The sequence below is a fragment of the Fuerstiella sp. genome, from assembly GCA_022447225.1.
Lineage (GTDB): Bacteria > Planctomycetota > Planctomycetia > Planctomycetales > Planctomycetaceae > S139-18.
Map to the genome: position 1 here is coordinate 83,031 of JAKVAZ010000014.1, position 17,364 is coordinate 100,394.

Annotated in this window: 12 protein-coding genes and 1 tRNA gene; 9 read left to right on the forward strand and 4 right to left on the reverse strand. The window is 54.8% G+C overall.

Going from position 1 to position 17,364, the window contains the following annotated elements; translation table 11 throughout:
- The first annotated feature begins 139 nt into the window (after window positions 1-139).
- Genes MK110_16170 through MK110_16185 form a run of 4 tightly spaced genes read left to right on the forward strand, consistent with a single transcriptional unit; the run spans window position 140 to window position 5,325 of the window.
- Window positions 140-3,658 (forward strand): bifunctional serine/threonine-protein kinase/formylglycine-generating enzyme family protein, encoded by a 3,519-nt coding sequence (locus MK110_16170; GenBank protein ID MCH2212840.1) that lies wholly within the window; start codon window positions 140-142, stop codon window positions 3,656-3,658.
- A complete protein-coding gene (locus MK110_16175) occupies window positions 3,655-3,825 on the forward strand; it encodes a hypothetical protein (GenBank protein MCH2212841.1) in 171 nt (56 codons plus the stop codon). The genes MK110_16170 and MK110_16175 overlap by 4 nt, the downstream gene beginning before the upstream one ends.
- Complete coding sequence (locus MK110_16180) at window positions 3,825-4,322, forward strand: HRDC domain-containing protein (protein ID MCH2212842.1); 498 nt, start codon at window positions 3,825-3,827, stop codon at window positions 4,320-4,322. Before MK110_16175 ends, MK110_16180 begins: the two co-directional genes overlap by 1 nt.
- A complete protein-coding gene (locus MK110_16185) occupies window positions 4,285-5,325 on the forward strand; it encodes an RNA-directed DNA polymerase (GenBank protein MCH2212843.1) in 1,041 nt (346 codons plus the stop codon). Before MK110_16180 ends, MK110_16185 begins: the two co-directional genes overlap by 38 nt.
- Window positions 5,326-5,718: 393 nt before the next feature.
- Here the strand turns inward: MK110_16185 and MK110_16190 are convergent, their stop codons facing one another.
- Window positions 5,719-6,156: a hypothetical protein gene (locus MK110_16190; GenBank protein ID MCH2212844.1), complete on the reverse strand. Its 438-nt coding sequence runs from the start codon at window positions 6,154-6,156 to the stop codon at window positions 5,719-5,721.
- 314 nt (window positions 6,157-6,470) lie between these two features.
- Between MK110_16190 and MK110_16195 the strand changes: the two genes are divergently transcribed.
- The 5 genes from MK110_16195 (at window position 6,471) to MK110_16215 (ending at window position 12,565) form a co-directional block, all read left to right on the forward strand.
- Window positions 6,471-7,397: a hypothetical protein gene (locus MK110_16195; protein ID MCH2212845.1), complete on the forward strand. Its 927-nt coding sequence runs from the start codon at window positions 6,471-6,473 to the stop codon at window positions 7,395-7,397.
- Window positions 7,398-7,517: 120 nt separating this feature from the next.
- The gene (locus tag MK110_16200) at window positions 7,518-7,790 is read left to right on the forward strand and encodes a hypothetical protein (GenBank protein ID MCH2212846.1); all 273 of its coding nucleotides are present in this window, start codon (window positions 7,518-7,520) and stop codon (window positions 7,788-7,790) included.
- A gap of 6 nt (window positions 7,791-7,796) precedes the next feature.
- Window positions 7,797-10,043, forward strand: a complete 2,247-nt coding sequence (locus MK110_16205) for an AAA family ATPase (GenBank protein MCH2212847.1) — start codon at window positions 7,797-7,799, stop codon at window positions 10,041-10,043.
- Window positions 10,044-10,439: 396 nt separating this feature from the next.
- Window positions 10,440-10,784, forward strand: coding sequence for a hypothetical protein (locus tag MK110_16210; protein MCH2212848.1), 345 nt, complete (start codon window positions 10,440-10,442; stop codon window positions 10,782-10,784).
- Window positions 10,785-11,422: 638 nt separating this feature from the next.
- The gene (locus MK110_16215; protein MCH2212849.1) at window positions 11,423-12,565 is read left to right on the forward strand and encodes a site-specific integrase; all 1,143 of its coding nucleotides are present in this window, start codon (window positions 11,423-11,425) and stop codon (window positions 12,563-12,565) included.
- Between the two features lie 79 nt (window positions 12,566-12,644).
- Here the strand turns inward: MK110_16215 and MK110_16220 are convergent.
- From MK110_16220 to MK110_16230, 3 genes are all read right to left on the reverse strand, one after another.
- Window positions 12,645-12,718: transfer RNA gene (locus tag MK110_16220), tRNA-Arg, on the reverse strand.
- A 157-nt stretch (window positions 12,719-12,875) separates the two neighbouring features.
- Entirely contained in the window at window positions 12,876-14,486 is a 1,611-nt protein-coding gene (locus MK110_16225; GenBank protein ID MCH2212850.1) for a redoxin domain-containing protein, read from the reverse strand.
- Window positions 14,487-14,669: 183 nt separating this feature from the next.
- Window positions 14,670-17,189: a hypothetical protein gene (locus MK110_16230; GenBank protein ID MCH2212851.1), complete on the reverse strand. Its 2,520-nt coding sequence runs from the start codon at window positions 17,187-17,189 to the stop codon at window positions 14,670-14,672.
- Between the last annotated feature and the right edge of the window lie 175 nt (window positions 17,190-17,364).

Consider the following 17,364-nt stretch of genomic DNA (forward strand, 5'->3'; position numbering starts at 1 on the left):
TTGGTAATTCTGACGAGAATTCGGCGGTTACAAAAGGTATACGGGCTGGATTTCGGATTCATAGACGAACGCCAGATTGTCCGAACGCTGTGGCGTGAGTATGCTGAGTGGATACACGATTGTTAAGTCGAGGATCTGCATGTCGTCCCAGGACGCTCACGGCTGGATCGGCCAGACGCTGGCCGAGCGTTATCACGTCACCGAGAAACTCGGTGCCGGAGGCATGGGGACCGTCTACAAGGCCAGCGACATACGGTTGGTCACCGACGTGGTCATCAAAGTCCCGCACCCGATGATGATCAGGGATGCCGAGTTTGCCGCTCGTTTTCACCTGGAGATCCGCTCACTGGTCAAGCTGTCGCACCCGAACATCGTCAAGGCGCTGGACGTTGGTGTGCATGACGGTTTGCCGTTTGCGGTGATGCAGTACCTTTCCGGGGGCAGCCTGGAAGATCGCGTCCGTCCCTGCCGCCCGGCGGAGGTCGCGGCCTGGTTACCCGACGTAGCGGCTGCGTTGGATTTTCTGCACTCGGAAGGTCTGGTCCACCGGGACATCAAACCCGACAACATTCTGTTCGATGCGTCGGGTCGCGCGTACCTAGGCGATTTCGGCATCGCCAAGGTGCTGGCCGAGAGTGAGGAGTCGGACGCGAAGCGGCTGACCGGCACCGGGACCCTGATCGGTACGGCGGAATACATGGCGCCGGAGATGCTGATTCCATCGGCCTATCAGGAAGCGTACAACGAACGAATTGATCAGTACTCGTTGGGAGTGACCGTGTATGAGCAGTTGTCGGGTCGTCCGCCGTTTCGTGGAAATACGATGGCGGAGGTGGTCGTACTTTTGGCGACAAAGCCGGCCACGCTGCTGCACAATCGGAATTCCGACATTCCGGAGTTGGTATCCCGTGTGGTGGGTCGGTCGTTATTCAAGAAGCCGGATCGTCGTTACGCGAGCTGTCTGGCGTTTTCAGAATCGTTTGCATCGGCTGTAAGCGGGGAAGCGGAGCCGGCCGTGGGAAAACCATCGTCCCCCCGTCGCAAGACGGATGCTCCGGCTGCGGCCAGGCGGCAAGCGACGCAGTTTGAGCGGCCGGGCAAGTCTGTTGCGCGTCCACGCACCCCGACGGTTCCGGAATCGTCACCACCTCCCGTGCGGCAGTCAACCGTGCGTGAGGCTGCCGTGCGGCGTACTCTTGCGGAAACACAGCCAGAACGTGGAGAGACCATCCGGGAGAAGCGGCCGCCAGCAGTTGAGGAGTCTGTCAAAGCACCATTACAGAAAAACTGGTCGTCGCGCAACAAAGTGGTTCTCTGGTTGGTTGGCGGTGTGATCTGCTTAAGTGTACCGGTCCTCGCCATTCTGATCGGCTTTGTTTTCGGGAACGTGCATCCGAATGGTCCCAACGACTCGAGCCCGGTAGTCACTTCCGACCAGCAAACGGATCAGGACGCCGAGAGGAAACGCCTGGCAGATCAGGACGCCGCGAGGAAACGCGAGGCAGATCAGCAATCCGAGAAAGCAGCCGCCGTATTGGTACCGAACCCCGATCCGCCCGCTGTGTTGTCTCAGGTTCCGACTTCGACATCGCCAGAGGTCGAGAACTCCATACCAGAGATGGAGAACTCCATCGGCATGGAGTTGAAGCTTCTTCTTGGTGGAACATTCATGATGGGCGAAGGTGGTGCTGCCCATCAGGTGATATTAACGAAGCCGTTTTATCTTGGTGTGTACGAGGTAACCCAGACGCAATATGAGCGGGTGATGGGTAACAACCCGAGTAAATTCAAGGGGCAAAGCAATCCTGTGGAGCAAGTGTCTTGGGATGACGCGGTAGAGTTCTGCCGCAAGTTGTCCTCGTTGCCTGGGGAAAAGTCAGCTGGTCGCGTGTATCGATTGCCGACAGAAGCAGAATGGGAATACGCCTGCCGTGCGGGGACGACGACGGCATACAGTTTTGGCGACAACCAGAGTCATCTGACCGAATACGGTTGGTTTAGAGAGAACTCGGGGAGAACCACGCATGCGGTTGGCAAAAAGAAACCAAACCCATGGGGTTTGTTCGATATGCACGGCAACGTTTATGAGTGGTGTCAGGATCGATACGGGACTTATCCGGATGGGCCAGTGACAGATCCCATGGTCCCCGCGTCTGGCTCGACGGCCGTGCGACGGGGCGGAGGCTGGTCCTACTATGCGTCCGCTTGTAGTTCGTCTTACCGTATCAGTAACTGGCCGGACAAACGGCCCTCCGCCCTGGGCTTCCGCGTGGTCCTGAGTCCGGCTGCACAGGAGCATACTGGTGCAATGAGTTCTCGCAGGAGTACGTCCCACTCGAGTTCCCATGTGGGTGCTTATGGACACCCGGCTGTGGCGACTCAGGTGAAATTTACCGGACAGCCAGGAATGGTTATTGGCTGGAAAGTGTCCGACGGCTGGGCCAATGACCAGTTGATCTCCGGAAGTCGCTTCGATTTTCCGCAAAATGCAGTCTACCAGCTGAAGTTCACTGGCTTCTCCATGGAGGGCTACGAGGGACTCCAGTTGTACCCAACACTTGAAGTTCGTGGCACAGATCCGAACACTCGGGAATACCTCGAACACAGCGTTGTACCGGTTGAAGTCACCGAAGAAGATCTGGAACACGTCATCCATAACAATATGGTGACAAAGGTCATCTATCTACCGGATCCAAAACATCAGTCCCGAGCGATTGCCGCTGTGGAAACATTGATTTCCACCAGGCTCGCCCCAGGCATCGACCCGGTTCAACAGGCTGAACGCATGGGCTCCATTCTGGTTGTGCTGCGATTCGGCAACAAGGATTTGGAAATGCCAACGGCCGTGATGGCTGCAAACGGCACTTTTGCGACCGAGGATAGCGGCGATACGGGCGCCGAGAGGAAACGGCTGGCAGATCAGGACACTTCCGACCAGCAAACGGATCCCGTAAAGACGAATTCCATCGGTATGCAGTTGAAGTTTCTTCCTGGTGGGACATTTAGTATGGGATCAGATTCAGGAGACAGTGATGAACGTCTTCATCAGGTGACTCTCACGCAGCCGTTTTACATGGGCGTCTCCGAAGTAACGCAGGAGCAGTACGAGCGGGTGATGGGCACCAACCCAAGTCACTTCAAAGGTGCAAAGCATCCAGTTGAGCAGGTGAGTTGGGATGACGCGGTGTCGTTCTGCCGGATGTTGTCCTCGTTGCCTGCGGAAAAGTCTGCGGGTCGAGTGTATCGATTACCGACGGAGGCAGAATGGGAATACGCATGCCGAGCGGGAACGACCACGGAATACAGTTTCAGTGACCGTGATTCGCGATTGGACGAATACGCGTGGTTTGCAGACAACTCTGGTAAGACGACCCATCCGGTTGGTCGACAGCGCGCGAATGGTTGGGGCTTGTACGACATGCATGGGAACGTGTGGGAGTGGTGTAGTGACTGGTACGGGGAATACCCAAGTGGCTCTGTGAGGAATCCCAGCGGACCGTCTTCGGGCTCGTTCCGGGTGTTCCGGGGCGGTTGCTGGTTCTACGCCGCCAGGAATTGCCGGTCGGCGAACCGCGACAACAGCGCGCCGGACGACCGCTACCGCGACCTGGGCTTCCGCTTGGTCCTGAGTCCGTCCGCCGCCGGAGGCGCGAGATGAGCGGAGCGTGCGACGTAAGCCCGGAGGGAGCAAGGCGGAGCCGCGACCGCCGCGGCTGGAGTGTACGTGTAGCCACAGTTTCCGGCGACGAGCGCAGCGAGGCGCTGGCGTTTGATTTTGTGGGGCGCAAGCATTTCATGATCCGTCCTGCGATCCGGACAGCCTGATGGCCTTACGTTTTTTCACGATTCCAGTTCAGGCAGACGATGATGCAGCTCAGGAGCTGAACTCGTTTCTGAACGCTCATAAAGTGTTATCAGTGGAACGGCACTTCGTTGACCAGGGTGTGAACTCCTTTTGGGCCATCTGTGTTGATTTCTTCGCAGGCGAATCGAAAAAGTCTCCAGTGGCGTCGCGGGGGCGAAGTCAGGTCGACTACAAAGAAATCCTGTCGTCCGATGAATTCACCGTGTTTTCGGAACTGCGACGAATTCGTAAAGCGATCTCGCAGAAAGAAGCAGTTCCGGTGTATGCCATTTTTACGAATGAGCAGCTCGCTCAGATGGTGCAGCGACGCTGTCGGTCAAAAACAGCGTTGCTGAACATCGAGGGAATCGGAGAGGGACGCGTTGAAAAGTATGGCAGTCAGATTCTTGAAGTTCTTTGCGTTCAATTAAGTCCGGACGATGAAACGAACGAGCCAGCTGTTTCCACAGATACCTAAAAGAAACAACCTGCGGCTCGCATTCTATCGTGCGGCTCGCGGAAAACGCGATCGCTCTGTCGTTCGTCAGTTCGCAAAGAAACTGGACAGAAACCTTGAGAACATGTCGGAACAATTGCTCGCCGGCGTCGTTCCCGTTGGACAGTACCGGCAGTTTGTGATTCGCGATCCGAAAGAGCGCGTGATCACTGCTCCCTGTTTTTCGGAACGCGTTCTGCATCACGCGATTATCAATATCTGCGAGCCGTACTTCGAACGATGGCTGATCAAAGACACGTATGCCTGCCGCCGAGGCAAAGGTCGCGAAGCCGCAATAAACAGAGCGAGTGTGTTTTCCCGCAGGCACCGTTGGTTTTCACAGTTGGATGTCAGGAAATATTTTGACAACATTTCGCATCAGCGACTGCTGTGCCTGCTGCGCCGACGATTCAAAGACCTTCCACTGCTGGCCCTGATGCGACGCATCATTGTCGCATTTCGCGGGGAATCCGGGCGTGGATTACCAATTGGCAGTTTGACATCACAGCATTTTGCCAACCTGTATCTGGGGCACGTTGACCGGTATGCCAAAGAACAACTGCAACTGCCAGGTTATGTGCGATACATGGATGACATGGTCTTGTGGCACGATGATCGAAAACAACTGGAACGGATCACACAGAAATGCACGCAATACCTGAAGGAAAATCTGGATTTGGATGTCAAGCCGCCGATCCTGAACCGTACTGACTTTGGAATCAATTTTCTGGGCTGCCGAGTGTTTCCGACGCACACGATTCTCAGCCGTCGCAGCAGGATTCGCTGGCGGCGAAAGCTACAAGACGTGCAACGCCAGTGGGCACAGGGATTGATCAGTGAACACGGGCTGCAACAACGCCTCAACTCTCTGACGGCCTTCGGTGTCGCCGCAAATACGCAGAGTTGGCATTTCCGTTCAACAGTGTTAGAACAGTTTCAGGTGGACGATCATGAAAGGCTCGAACCGGGTGAACCGGGGCGGTAGCTGGAACAACACCGCCAGGAATTGCCGGTCGGCGAACCGCAACAACAACACGCCGGACAACCGCAACAACAACCTGGGCTTCCGCTTGGTCCTGAATTCCGCTGGAGTACGAAAGATTCGAGTTCCCGGACGGAACAGATCGGCCCTCTGTCTGGTTGGGCGAGTGCTTAATCAGCAAATCTCAAAGACGACCGCCTGACGCTGGTAGCGGGTCAGATGACCTGTCGAACGTTTCAGGCGGTTTTTATTGGGTGGACAGACCGATCCGCAACCACAGCGCCTGCAGTGCACACGCGACACCAGCCAGTGAACGATGAGACGGCCTGATCGCTCACGGCAGATGCTGGTTGAAACGAGTCTCTGGATGCGGCATGGTGCTGCACGAAGAGATGATCAACTGGCCAGTACGGCCTGGTCGCCAAGGTTCGAACTGTTTGCCGGGATCAGTCTCCAACCCAGTCGTTGCGCTGCATTGAGCACGAGCTCTGGATCCTGCTCGATCAGCTTTTTCAGCTGCATGTCGACTAGGTTCTTCAAGTCGGCATCAGACGTATTGTCCAGGGTCGCACGACGTTGCATGTCCTGTTCGCGTTGAAGTTCCCAGAGAAGTTCAAACAGACGTAACAGACGTGGAGAGGACTGTCCTCTGTTCACCAGATCATGGATTGCAGCGACCCACTTCTTCAGGAAGCTATCGAATCCACCCACGGCTTTGATGCCGAGCTGAAAGATACGACGTCGGCGTTGCTGGTCGCGGGTACTGCAGTACGCGGTAGCGAACTTCTGGATGACGAGCTGATCCTGCTGTTGGCGTTTCTTACGCCTTCGCAATCGCTCTCGCCTGACATGACAGAAATTGCATACCGTCACTCTTTGCGGGCGGTCTCGATAGCGCCGCCGGAAGCTGGTTAGCGGTTTGAGCTCTGCGCACTCTGAACACAATTTGACAGGTTTTTCCGTGATTTTCCTCTTCACTATTTGACGCCTCCGTGCCAAATTTGGAGATCCTCTGTTGTTGACCCTAACTAGAGTCAGCAGCAAGAGTTAAAGTGTGTCATGAGGCCGATTATACCACTTATGGATACCGTGGTGATGGTCCGAAGTCGCGTTCTGATTCGTCCAATGCTTGAAGCGAGCAAATCAATATGGCAGGACTCAAGGAACTTGATGATCAGCTGGCTGATCTCTACGACTTTATTAGCGCAAAGATCTCTTATGAAGAATTGCGAGTTCGCGTTCGGCCTTTATTGGGCTCGCTTACGCACGATGACAGGGGAGGGCGAATTGATCAGTTTGGACAGAAACTGTTGTTTCCTCGCTGGCGTATGGATTTCCAAACCTACGGACATGTTTTCACGGCACTGTTCGGTGACATTCGAGAGGATGGAATCACTCAACGCCTGTACCAGTTGTTTGTAGAACTGGTCCGGCTGGAATGTGAACCGCAGAGCGACGACTCTCAAGACAGCACCATATCTCGCGTTCAGGGAGCACTGCACAGATACCTGACGATTCGGGGATGTGGCCTATGTGCCTATCCTGGGCTGGGTGAATTCGTCCCTGTTCCTGTTGAAGGGGCACCCCCGTTGGCCCGGGGTTATATCCTGTCAGAAAATGGCCAAGAGTTTACCGAACACTCGCTTGGTACCACGGTGACTTTTGACGAAAACGATGTGCGAAATAACCTGGCCGGGAGGGCTGTAGAGAGTCTATTTTCGGATCTGTGTGGGGGTGTGAAAAACGTAGCACCTGACGAGTGCAATACAGTTAACGACTGGCCGCAACACTGCACCCATTCACAAAACTTTGGATATGTGAACTGGTACGGAACCAAATTCACATTCTCAGCGACACAGCAGGGCGTCGTGCAGCATCTCTGGCAGGCAAAGGTTGATGGCACGCACGTTGTTTCCGATGCCGATCTCTTGGAGGCATGTGGTAGTGACGCAGGTCTATTGCGGGATGTATTTCGTTCACGAGGCGTATATCACCCAGCATGGAACACACTCATCGTTAAGGCTGGAGCTAGCAACCAGCGCAAATTGGCAGACGGAAAACTTGAAGAAATTTAAAAAGCCACATCTGGGCCACATATGGGCCACATATGGGCCACACTAGCCCCGGCATACTCCTTTCAGTGTCACGCTGATGCGTGATCAATCGTTCCCGCGACACTGAATATGGAGATTTGAATGCTTAGCACGCTGCAACCGGTTGAGGCTGATGTTGCCTATCCGCTGCCCCTCTTTATGTCGATCACCGGACAAGGCCGAAACGCACTCGCACAGGCCCGCCGAGATGGCCTGACGATCCGCAAACGAGGAAACCGCAAATACGTCCTCGGAAGCGATTGGATCGAATTCCTGCAGTCACACGGAACCGTAGAAGAACACGCCTCTAAACAAAAAAAAACGCCCGCCGGTTCACAAGGCCGGCAGGGCGTTGAATACACAATTAACGGATAGTTAACTATGAACATGTTATTAAATGAGTACCCGAACGACAAAGAAGAAACGCGGCAACACGCGCGAGGCCAATGGTGCAACATCCTGTGGGATGTGTGCGGGCTGACTAATGAACAGCTGGATCCGAAAGTGCATGGGCCGTGCCCCAAATGCGGAGGCAAAGACCGATTCCGGGCGTTCGACGATGTGGCTGAAAGCGGCGGCGTCTTGTGCAACCAGTGCCACGACAAGCGGAACGCAGACGGTTTTTCGACCATAGAATGGATGCTGGACTGTACCTTTCCTGAAGCCTTAGAGCGGGTCGATGATTGGCTGAGTGGTGGCGGTGGCAATAGAAAAACATTGCCGGCAAATGCCGGTAAATTGCAGAAGAGCCATAAATCGAAAACCGCCCACGACGATGTTGAGCGGGCCATTTCCGCAACAGCATGGAGCCTCGAGCAGAATCACCTGATTACTACGCAACGGGCACCTGATGCTCTCTGGGAATACACGGGTAGGGAAGGTGAGCCGATTGGATATGTTTTGCGATGGGATACTCAGAACGGCAAAGAAATTCGGCAGGTAAGCCGCACTGACACTGGCTGGGTGTGCGGAGCGATGAATGAACCCCGACCGCTGTATGGCTTGAGAGATCTGGTCGCGGCGGAAACGGTGTATGTCTGTGAGGGCGAAAAAGCAGCAGACGCTGCTCGGTTGCTGGGATTAGCTGCTACGACGTCCAGCCAGGGTTCTGCATCACCGCAAAAATCGGACTGGTCGGTACTAAGTGGTAAACATGTGGTGTTGCTTCCCGATCACGACGAGGCGGGGAAAAAGTACGCATCCCAAGTCGCGAAGTTGATCCGCGAACAGGCAGCTCACACAGTCGTGGAAATCAAATGTCTATCCGACGACTGGCCTGACATTCCGGTTGGTGGCGACCTTCATAACTGGTGCGAGCACTATCACACGGAAGGACTGGATGTACCAGCGATACTTGAGCGTCTGAAAGCCATTGAATCCAGACCTTCCACAGAAGGCGAAAGCGGCAGCGAAGTCACACGAGTCCTAAGGTTTGCCGGAGTAGACGTTGCGGATCATTGGCACCTTATCAATGAGCCGACGAAGTGGCTGGTGGATGACATTTTCTCATGCGGTCAACCGACCATCGTTGGGGCTAAGCAGAAGTCACTTAAGACAACTCTAATGGCTGACCTCTGTGTCGCTCTCGCAACTGGTCGTTCTTGGCTGGGGGAATTCACTGTACCACTGCAACGGCGTGTGCTGTTAATCACAGGGGAGGCTTCTCTCAAGTCAGCTTTGAAGAAGCTTGGCAAGGCAGCTGGCTCCGGGTGTGGTCCGGAACAGCTTAAGCACTGGATCAGGGTTGAAGCTGCAAACTTCCCAACATTGCCCCGTCAGCCAGATTGTGATGCCGTGGCGGCGGCTATTGTGGAACATGACATCGACGTCGTTATTCTGGACCCGCTTTACATGGGCCTGGAGGGCTTGAATACCGCCAATCTCACCGAGGTTGGTCCGGCAATGCGACGATTCATGGCCGCGTGCCGACCAGCTGAAGTCGTTATCTGCCACCACGTAAAAAAAACTGCCAGTTTTGACGACGCTCCCAATCTCGAGGACCTAAGCCAAGCCGGCATCGCTGAATTCGCTGGCAACTACTGGTTGATGGGCCGGATGGGTGAATACCAAGGCGAAGGCATTCATAACATAGCGATCCGCGCAGGCGGTCGAGACGATCAGTTCCACCTTCTACAAATGAATTTTAACGAGATCTTGTGGCAAGCAGATTTTGTGGACCTCCAGGAACACCGAGAAAAACGAATAGCCGACAGACAAACAAAAAAACACGAAGCTGAAGCCAAGATCCATCACGCCAAAGTCGAGCGTGCCCGAGCACGCATTACTTCCATTATGCGGAACCACAAGACTCCGCGATCTAAGAGGAATATCGAAGACCTTAGAGGTGAAGTCCCGCAACTGGCGTTTCGTGAGGCCTTCGCAGACATGGTTACGGAAAAAACCATCGCGATTCACCCGTACCGCGACGTTCAGCGTCGGCTTGTGCAAGGCGGCTATCTGCTTGCTGAGTACGGCGACGAGTACGAGAAGGAATTCGCCGAATCTGAATCAGTCGAATCTGAATCAGTCGAATCTGAATCAGTCGAATCTGAATCAGCGACTAACGACACTGAACAGGAAGACGGTAAGCCAAAAGAGTGTGAGGAACCTGAGGAGGATACTCGTTGATGCTCGTTAACGAGGACCAACGAACATCTATTCGGAAGGAGGTGTGTGTGTGTTGTTTTCCCCTTTAGGGGGAAACAACGACAAACACATACCTCATGTACATACGGCATCTTTGCAAGGGTTACAGAAACGGAGAGTTAAATGGCAGAATCAAGTGAGGTGAACTCGATCCGAGGGTTAAAACGAAAGAAACATACTCTGGTCGGGCATGACGGACGCACAGCTGGCGAACTCACGGTGGAAGATCATGTGGCTGATTGAATAGGCAAAAGGTCGTTCAGCAGTCGTTACTAAGCTTCAGGGAGGGGTAAGGGGGCAAAAAGTTACAAGCCATCCCTTCACAGAACCCCAATCCTAACGCGCACAAAAAAATCGATTTTTGAAAGCAGAGATGACATGAACCCCGAGGACATTGGGCATCTGGATCCTGGTACGGCTGAGTGGTACACCGACATTGCTGAGATGTATCAGCTGTCAACCGTCAAACTGCGGACGCTGTTGGTTGCGGCAGAGGCATTTGATCGGTCGCAGCAGTGTCGTCGAGAGGTTGAAGCGGCTGGGCTGATGGTTCTTGATCGCTACGGCCAAAGCAAAGTTCATCCCGCATCAGACGCTGAGAAGTCAGCAAAGAGTCTCTACCTGGCCGCCTTGAAATCACTCGACCTGGACAACGTCCCTGAGCCAGTGACTAGAGGGCCGGCGCACAAATACCTGTCGAAGAGCGCGGTTGCAATCGAATAGTTTGCGGCAAAGACTCCCAGTGTAATGGCGCTCTTTTAGGTGAACCGCCAGGTGCGTTGCCTGGCGGTGTTCCACGGGGTTCATATGACAGACGCTTTTGAATTGTTAATTGGGATTAACAAATTCCGTGGGAAATAAACTACTTCGCTACAGCAGTTCAATGTGTCACTACAAGAGGAATAAAGCCCCTAAAAAAAACACGACAATAAAGATAAGAACGATGCAACCAAGGGCTACTGCTTCATCCTCTTCACCTGGCCAAGTTATTCCGCCGCCACAATGTGGGCATGTTTTGCCGCCTTGGCCAATCCCGTTTCCACAGTGCGGACATGGTGTCAGAGCCATTTCATTGAACCTTCGGTAGTGGATGAAATTTATGACTGACTCCGAGTCTATAAACCAGAGCTCCTGCTTCAACTGTTGTATGTGTGAATACAAGTGCAGGATCGCGTCAGTTGCAATCGAATAGTTTTTTGGGAACATACAGATCCTTAAATCTAGTGTGAAAAATTTGAACTCTCCCGTCCCGCGTGGACGGTTAAACGCTGCTGCTATGTGTTGCATGTCCGGAAACGGCTGCACGGTTTACTAGAACCGAAGGACGCTAAGGCCGCAGCGTTTTTGCGTGGAGTTTTTCAATGGCTAAGCGAGCTAAAAACGAAGGCACGATTTTTTGTCGCAAATCTGACGGACGCTGGGTAGGCCGAATCCAGATCGGCGTTGATGCCGTCACAGGAAACAAGAAGCGGAAAGTCGTCTACGGCAAGACAGAACAAGAAGTCGTTGGCAAACTGGCGGCACTCAGGATGCAGTCTGGCAAGGCGATAGACTTTGAACGTCAGAAGGATTCGCTGGCGGCATTTCTCTCATGGTGGCTGGAATACGAAGTGAAGCCGAATCGGGCTGGCAAGACTTATCTGGAATATGAACTTGCCGTCAGGCTCTACATCGTGCCGTTCATTGGCGGAATAAAACTTGCCAGACTGAACGTCAGGGATATCAGTCAGTGGATGGCGGCTATGTCTCGAAAGAAGTTCACGAACAACATGCGGAAGCGGGCATTGCGTGTCTGTCGCGCGGCACTCAACCGAGGCATCAAACTACAGTGTGTGGACAGCAATCCCGCCAATGCGGTTGATATGCCAAAGGTTCGAAAGCGTGAAATCAGGCCACTCGAAGTCAGTGAATGCAATTCGCTGTTTGCTGCCTGTAAAGATCATCGATTAGGTGATGCAATCATCGTGGCAGCGACTACGGGACTCAGAAAGGGTGAAGTCCTGGCATTAAAGTGGGCTGCCGTGAATCTGTCAGAAGGTGTTCTGGTAGTCCGTGAGACGTTGGAAGAGGTTGCTGGAGGATTGCGAACGAAGGCTCCGAAGACGGCAGCAGGGAGGCGAGTCGTAACGCTGGGAGCCATTGCTGTCGAAGCACTAAAGCGCCGTCGTAAGAAAGCACTGGCAGACGGCATGGAGCCGTCAGAGATCCCGTTGGTATTTCCGACAACGACTGGCACCCTACAGCGGCCATCAAACTTCGATCGCAGAGTCTGGCATCCTATTCGGGAAGCCGCTGGAATTTCGGACGACTTCACGTTCCATGATCTGCGACACACTCAGGCAAGCCTGATGATTGCGGCTGGCGTGCCGATGAAGATCGTCCAGGAACGACTAGGGCACAGTGATTACACCTTAACAGCGAATACCTACAGCCATCTGATGAAGGGGGCGCAGGCAGAGGCTGCTGAAAAGGTGGATCGGCTGTTTGTAAATGTACCTGTTTGAATCCGCCAAGGTACATTTTTGAGGTACACAGCAGACCGTTCGAGAATACACACAGTTGTTTCACCAATGAAAAAACAAATACGCCCGGCAGGATTCGAACCTGCGACCTACGGTTTAGAAGACCGTTGCTCTATCCAGCTGAGCTACGGGCGCTTGATGTTTTCGTCTGTGTTTTGTCGTTTCGACGTCTGTCGTAAAACTTTGGACATCGGCCCCACGAAAGCAGTGATATCCAGAGGCGGATTATGTCAACCGCCACAAAAAACAGCAAACACAAGCTGAACAGGCCGTGAAAAGACGGCTCCAGCACTCACTGCCCCCGGGCAGCCGCGGGTGGTGCCAGTCCTTCAATCTCAAACAACCGGGATTCCTGGGTGTGCAGGTCGACGGTGACCACACGGTTATTGTTGGTGTCGGCGATGTACAGCGTTTGTCCGTGAACCGCGAGGCCGGCCGGTTCGTGGAGTTGCAGGGGCGAGATACCGGGGCCGGCGGACCTGTCGCCAGCGAGTGTGCTGCAGGTGCGAGTGATTGGATTGACCAGTTTGATTTTGTGGTTGTAGGTATCGGCGATGTAGATCGAGTTGGCATGGAACGCCACGCCAATCGGGTGCTGCAGTCGGACGCGGCTGCCTCGTCCATCCCGGTCGCCGAACGCAAACAGGCTTTTGAATTGAGGCAGTCCGGAGGTCCCCACCAGCGTGGTGACACGGTTCTGCGGTGGCAGTGATACGGCTCTCAGTGAACTGCCTTCGCTGTCGACGACGAACAGGTTCCGACCGTCAGTCGCCAGCCCGCTTGGCTGGGCATGAGCCGCCATGGTCCGCTGACCGTCCTGAATGTCTTCGACCCCGGTTCCCGAGAAGACTCCGATCCCGCTGCCGGCCAGGTCGAGTACTGCGATCTGGTGTGTGCCGGCCATCGCGATGAAGAGCTTAGAACCGATCAATGCCAGGTCCCAGGGGTTGGACAGCGCATACTGACGCGGCGTCGTGCTGTATCGAGTCAGTGTCTCATAGCTGGGCAGCATCCGGCCGGTTCCGGCGAGCGTGGTCACCTGGCCGGTAGACACATCGGCCGCGCGGACGAGATGGTTCAGATTGTCGGCGATGTAAAGCGTGTTGCCGGAAAGCACCATACCCTGAGGATCGCGGAAGCTGGACGTACTAAAGTCACCGTCAATCTGTCCGGCCAGGCCTGAACCGATCGTGTCCAGCAGCTTGCCGTCGAACCCGGCGATCACGATCCGGTGGTGGCCACTGTCGGCGATATACACCCGTTCGTTGTCAGCATCGACGATCACCTTGCCGGGAAACAACAACGGAGTTGGTTTAAGACGACTGCGATCCAGTTCGAAACGGATCGGCTGCTCGTTGAGTGTTCCCTTGTTGCGGTGGATCTGGATGATCCGGGCGATATCCCGGTCGATTGCTTCGAACGGGGTCTCGCCACTTTGCCAGGACCACACCATCCCCTCGGGGTCGACCAGGAACAGCGTTGGCCAGCGGTTGACGTTCCAGCGTCGCCAGACGGCCTGGCGGCCGTCGTTGAGTACCGGATGGCTGATCTCATATCGCAGCACTGCCCGGCGAATGTTCTCGAGATCACGTTCGGTGCGGAATTTTGCCGAGTGTACTCCGATTACCACCAGTTCGTTTGGATACTTTTCTTCAAGCTGTTTAAGTGTCGGCAGGATGTGCATGCAGTTGATGCAGCAGTAGGTCCAGAAGTCGAGCAGCACGACCTTACCGCGCAGGGCCCGCATACTCAGCGGCTGCGAGGTATTGATCCAGCCCATCCCTCCCGAAAGTGACGGGGCGGCGAACTGTTTCTGGACCGCGATCGCCTGGCGACCGGTCAGCAACAGACCGACCATCACCATGAGTACGACGGCCAGACGACAATTTCGCTTGATTGGCACGGCTGGAAATTCCCACACGGGTTCACAGTCTGTCCGATGTGATTCCCGACATACGACAGCCATTGAGGAACAGTCACTCCGGACGTCTTAATTATATCCGGGTTGTGATACCCGACAATTGACTTAATTGGATCCGAGTCGCGGATTCCCATCCGCGCTGACAGCGGCAACGCAACCGTTTGCCTAGTTGCGAGCATGTTGAGACGCATCTCCCACACGATAACGAACATTCAGTTCGGGTGTTTCCAGGCGGCGGTTTCCCTGCATCATCGAATCCAGACAGCGTTCCAGCATTCCACTGACCAGTAACGTGCGTTCAATCGGATAAGGTGCTTTGCCCGTGGCAAACATCTCTTCGATGTTCGATGCCAGACAGGCGGAATAATGCACATTGGGTCCGGGACTCCGCAGGAACTGTGTGGCCACGATTCCGGCCGGGCCTTTCAGTTTTGCCGCGAACAGAAAATCACCCACCGCGCCATTCAGCCACAGCAGCGTTGTTCTGAGACCGTCGTTCCGGTCAATGATGTAGGCACGCGGCTTTTCCACAATTTCCGGTAACACGCCGCTGCGGAGCAGATCCTGGGGCCGTGCATCTTTGAGCGTGATCCCTTTCAGTTCATCACTGCACGACAAAGCGGCTTCAAGAATTTGTGCGGACCAGCGACCTTCTTCGGCAGCACGCCACACATCGTCCCCCTGCAGCAGTTGCACCGATTTGACACCCGATTCACCACCTTTACGACGCTCGACCATCGACTGCAGCCCTTCCAGTGCATGGAAATCGTGTGCATCAGAACTTCCGGCTCCGGCCATCACAACTTCTTCGATCTCTGCACTAGGCGGGATTTCCAGTTCAGGCAGTCTCCAGGTGAAAGGAATCGAGGAACCGGCCAGCATCGGAAAGTTGAGACGTTTTGATGCATCCACCATCCGTTGTGCTTTCCGGAAGTCATACGAAAGATGTTTGTCGTTAAAGACCGGGACAGCACGGTTGTCCTGCTCGAAGACAGAAACAATCTCTTCAAACCATTCGTAACGTGGATACAGCTTCTGCCCTTTTTCGTTGGACGGATAACGACCGTGCTCACCGATCAGCAGGACACCATCCACCGCCAGTTCCGAGCCGCCGCAGCGCAGGGCTTCAGCAATCGTCGGATGCACCTCAAAGCCAAACTGTTCAGCGCGTGTGGCGCTCAAGTCGCCTTTGGGATGCTGATCCACCCACAGCGACACCACGTCCATATCGGGGTAATGCCATTCACCGTGCATTGGATAACCCACCTGGAACCGGTCGGTGATATGCTGAGAGTGGGAAAGATAAGTCCAGATTGTGGTGATAACCGCAATACGTTTGCGCGGGGAGCACGAAACGTCGACCCGTGGGCGTTTCAGGTCGACCGGTGCCGGATTGGGACTGGTCTGGAACGTCGATTGATGTTCAGGCTGATAGCGCACGTTCAGGTGTGGCGTGGTCAGTCGACGCTGGTTTTGATGCAGGGATGTCACACCCGCTTCGGTCAGTCCCGTGGTCAGCAGTGTGCGTTCCACCGGATACGGAGACTTGCCTGTCAGGAACAGGGTTTCGGTGTGATGCACTAAAGGACTGAAGGTATTCACAACCTCGCGCGGGTGAACGTACATCAGCGTCGATATTGGTTTGGGCTGGTCCCTGAGTCGGGCGGCGACGGTGATGTCCTGCACAATGCCTTCCACCAGCATGATGGTGGCTTTCAGTCCGTCAGCGTACTCGTATCGATACGCGATCGGATCGGCGACCTGTCCCTTCATCTCGTCCACTGTTGGCAGGTGATGATTGAATCCCTTCCGGGTGGGCATCAGTTCCAGGCTGCGGCACAGACAGGCCTGGACCAGTTCGGGATCCCATCCGCCGGCGTCCCAGGAACCCGCCTGCATGGCGTCCCAGAATTTGTCTCCACGGATCGCCTGGAGGGCCACCACACCGGTCTCTCCGCCTTTGCGACGTTCGACCAGACTTTGCACAGCTTCGAGGGAATGGATGTCGTAACCATCCGGTCCGCCGACACCGACACTGACGACTTCTTCCACTTCACAGCCCAGCGGCAGATCAACCGAAGGCAGTCGTGTGGTCACCGGTAATGAGGATCCGGCCATGAGCGCGAATCCCATTCGGTCTGCCGTATCGACCATGTCTTTGGCCTGGTCCCAGCTCCACGACAGATGTTTATCGTTGAACACGGGCGCCGTTCGGCCACTGTGTTCGAAGACATCCACAATGCGTCGAAAGAATTCATAGCGAGGGTAAAGCGTCTGTCCCATTTCGTTTTTGGGGTAGTCGCCGTGTTCGGCGATCAGCAGCACGCCGTCGACTGCCATTTCTTCACCGCCCAGGGTGAGTGCTTCTTCGATGGACGGATAGATTTTGAGTTGAGGGAACTCCTGTGCCCGCGCCTGACTCAGGTCATTTTCCGGCTGCTGATCCACGTACAGTGATACCAGATCGACCGGAGGAAGATGGTGCTGGTTATTCCAGCCGTAGCCCATCAGATAACGATCAAGAATATGTTGTGCGTGAGAGTAACGACGGTACTCGGTCACCACTGCGGCGATCCGCGGGCGTGTCCGGAAGGAGCCCGCATGCAGAGACGGTGCGATCAGCGCAGCCGGGATGGAATGCAGAACCTGCCGACGTGACCACTGGCCAGAGATGGAGTCGGTCATACGAGTGTTGCCTTATTGATGAACAGGAACCTGTTTTACACCGTCACCAAACGGATCCGAAATAGGATTACCGATCATTGTGGCAGATTCGCTGCGGCGGTGTAGCGCAGTGGGGCAGGGCAGTGGAGTTTTGGTCGACGTTGTTCCGGCTTCAATGGGGCCGGTGACCTCCCGC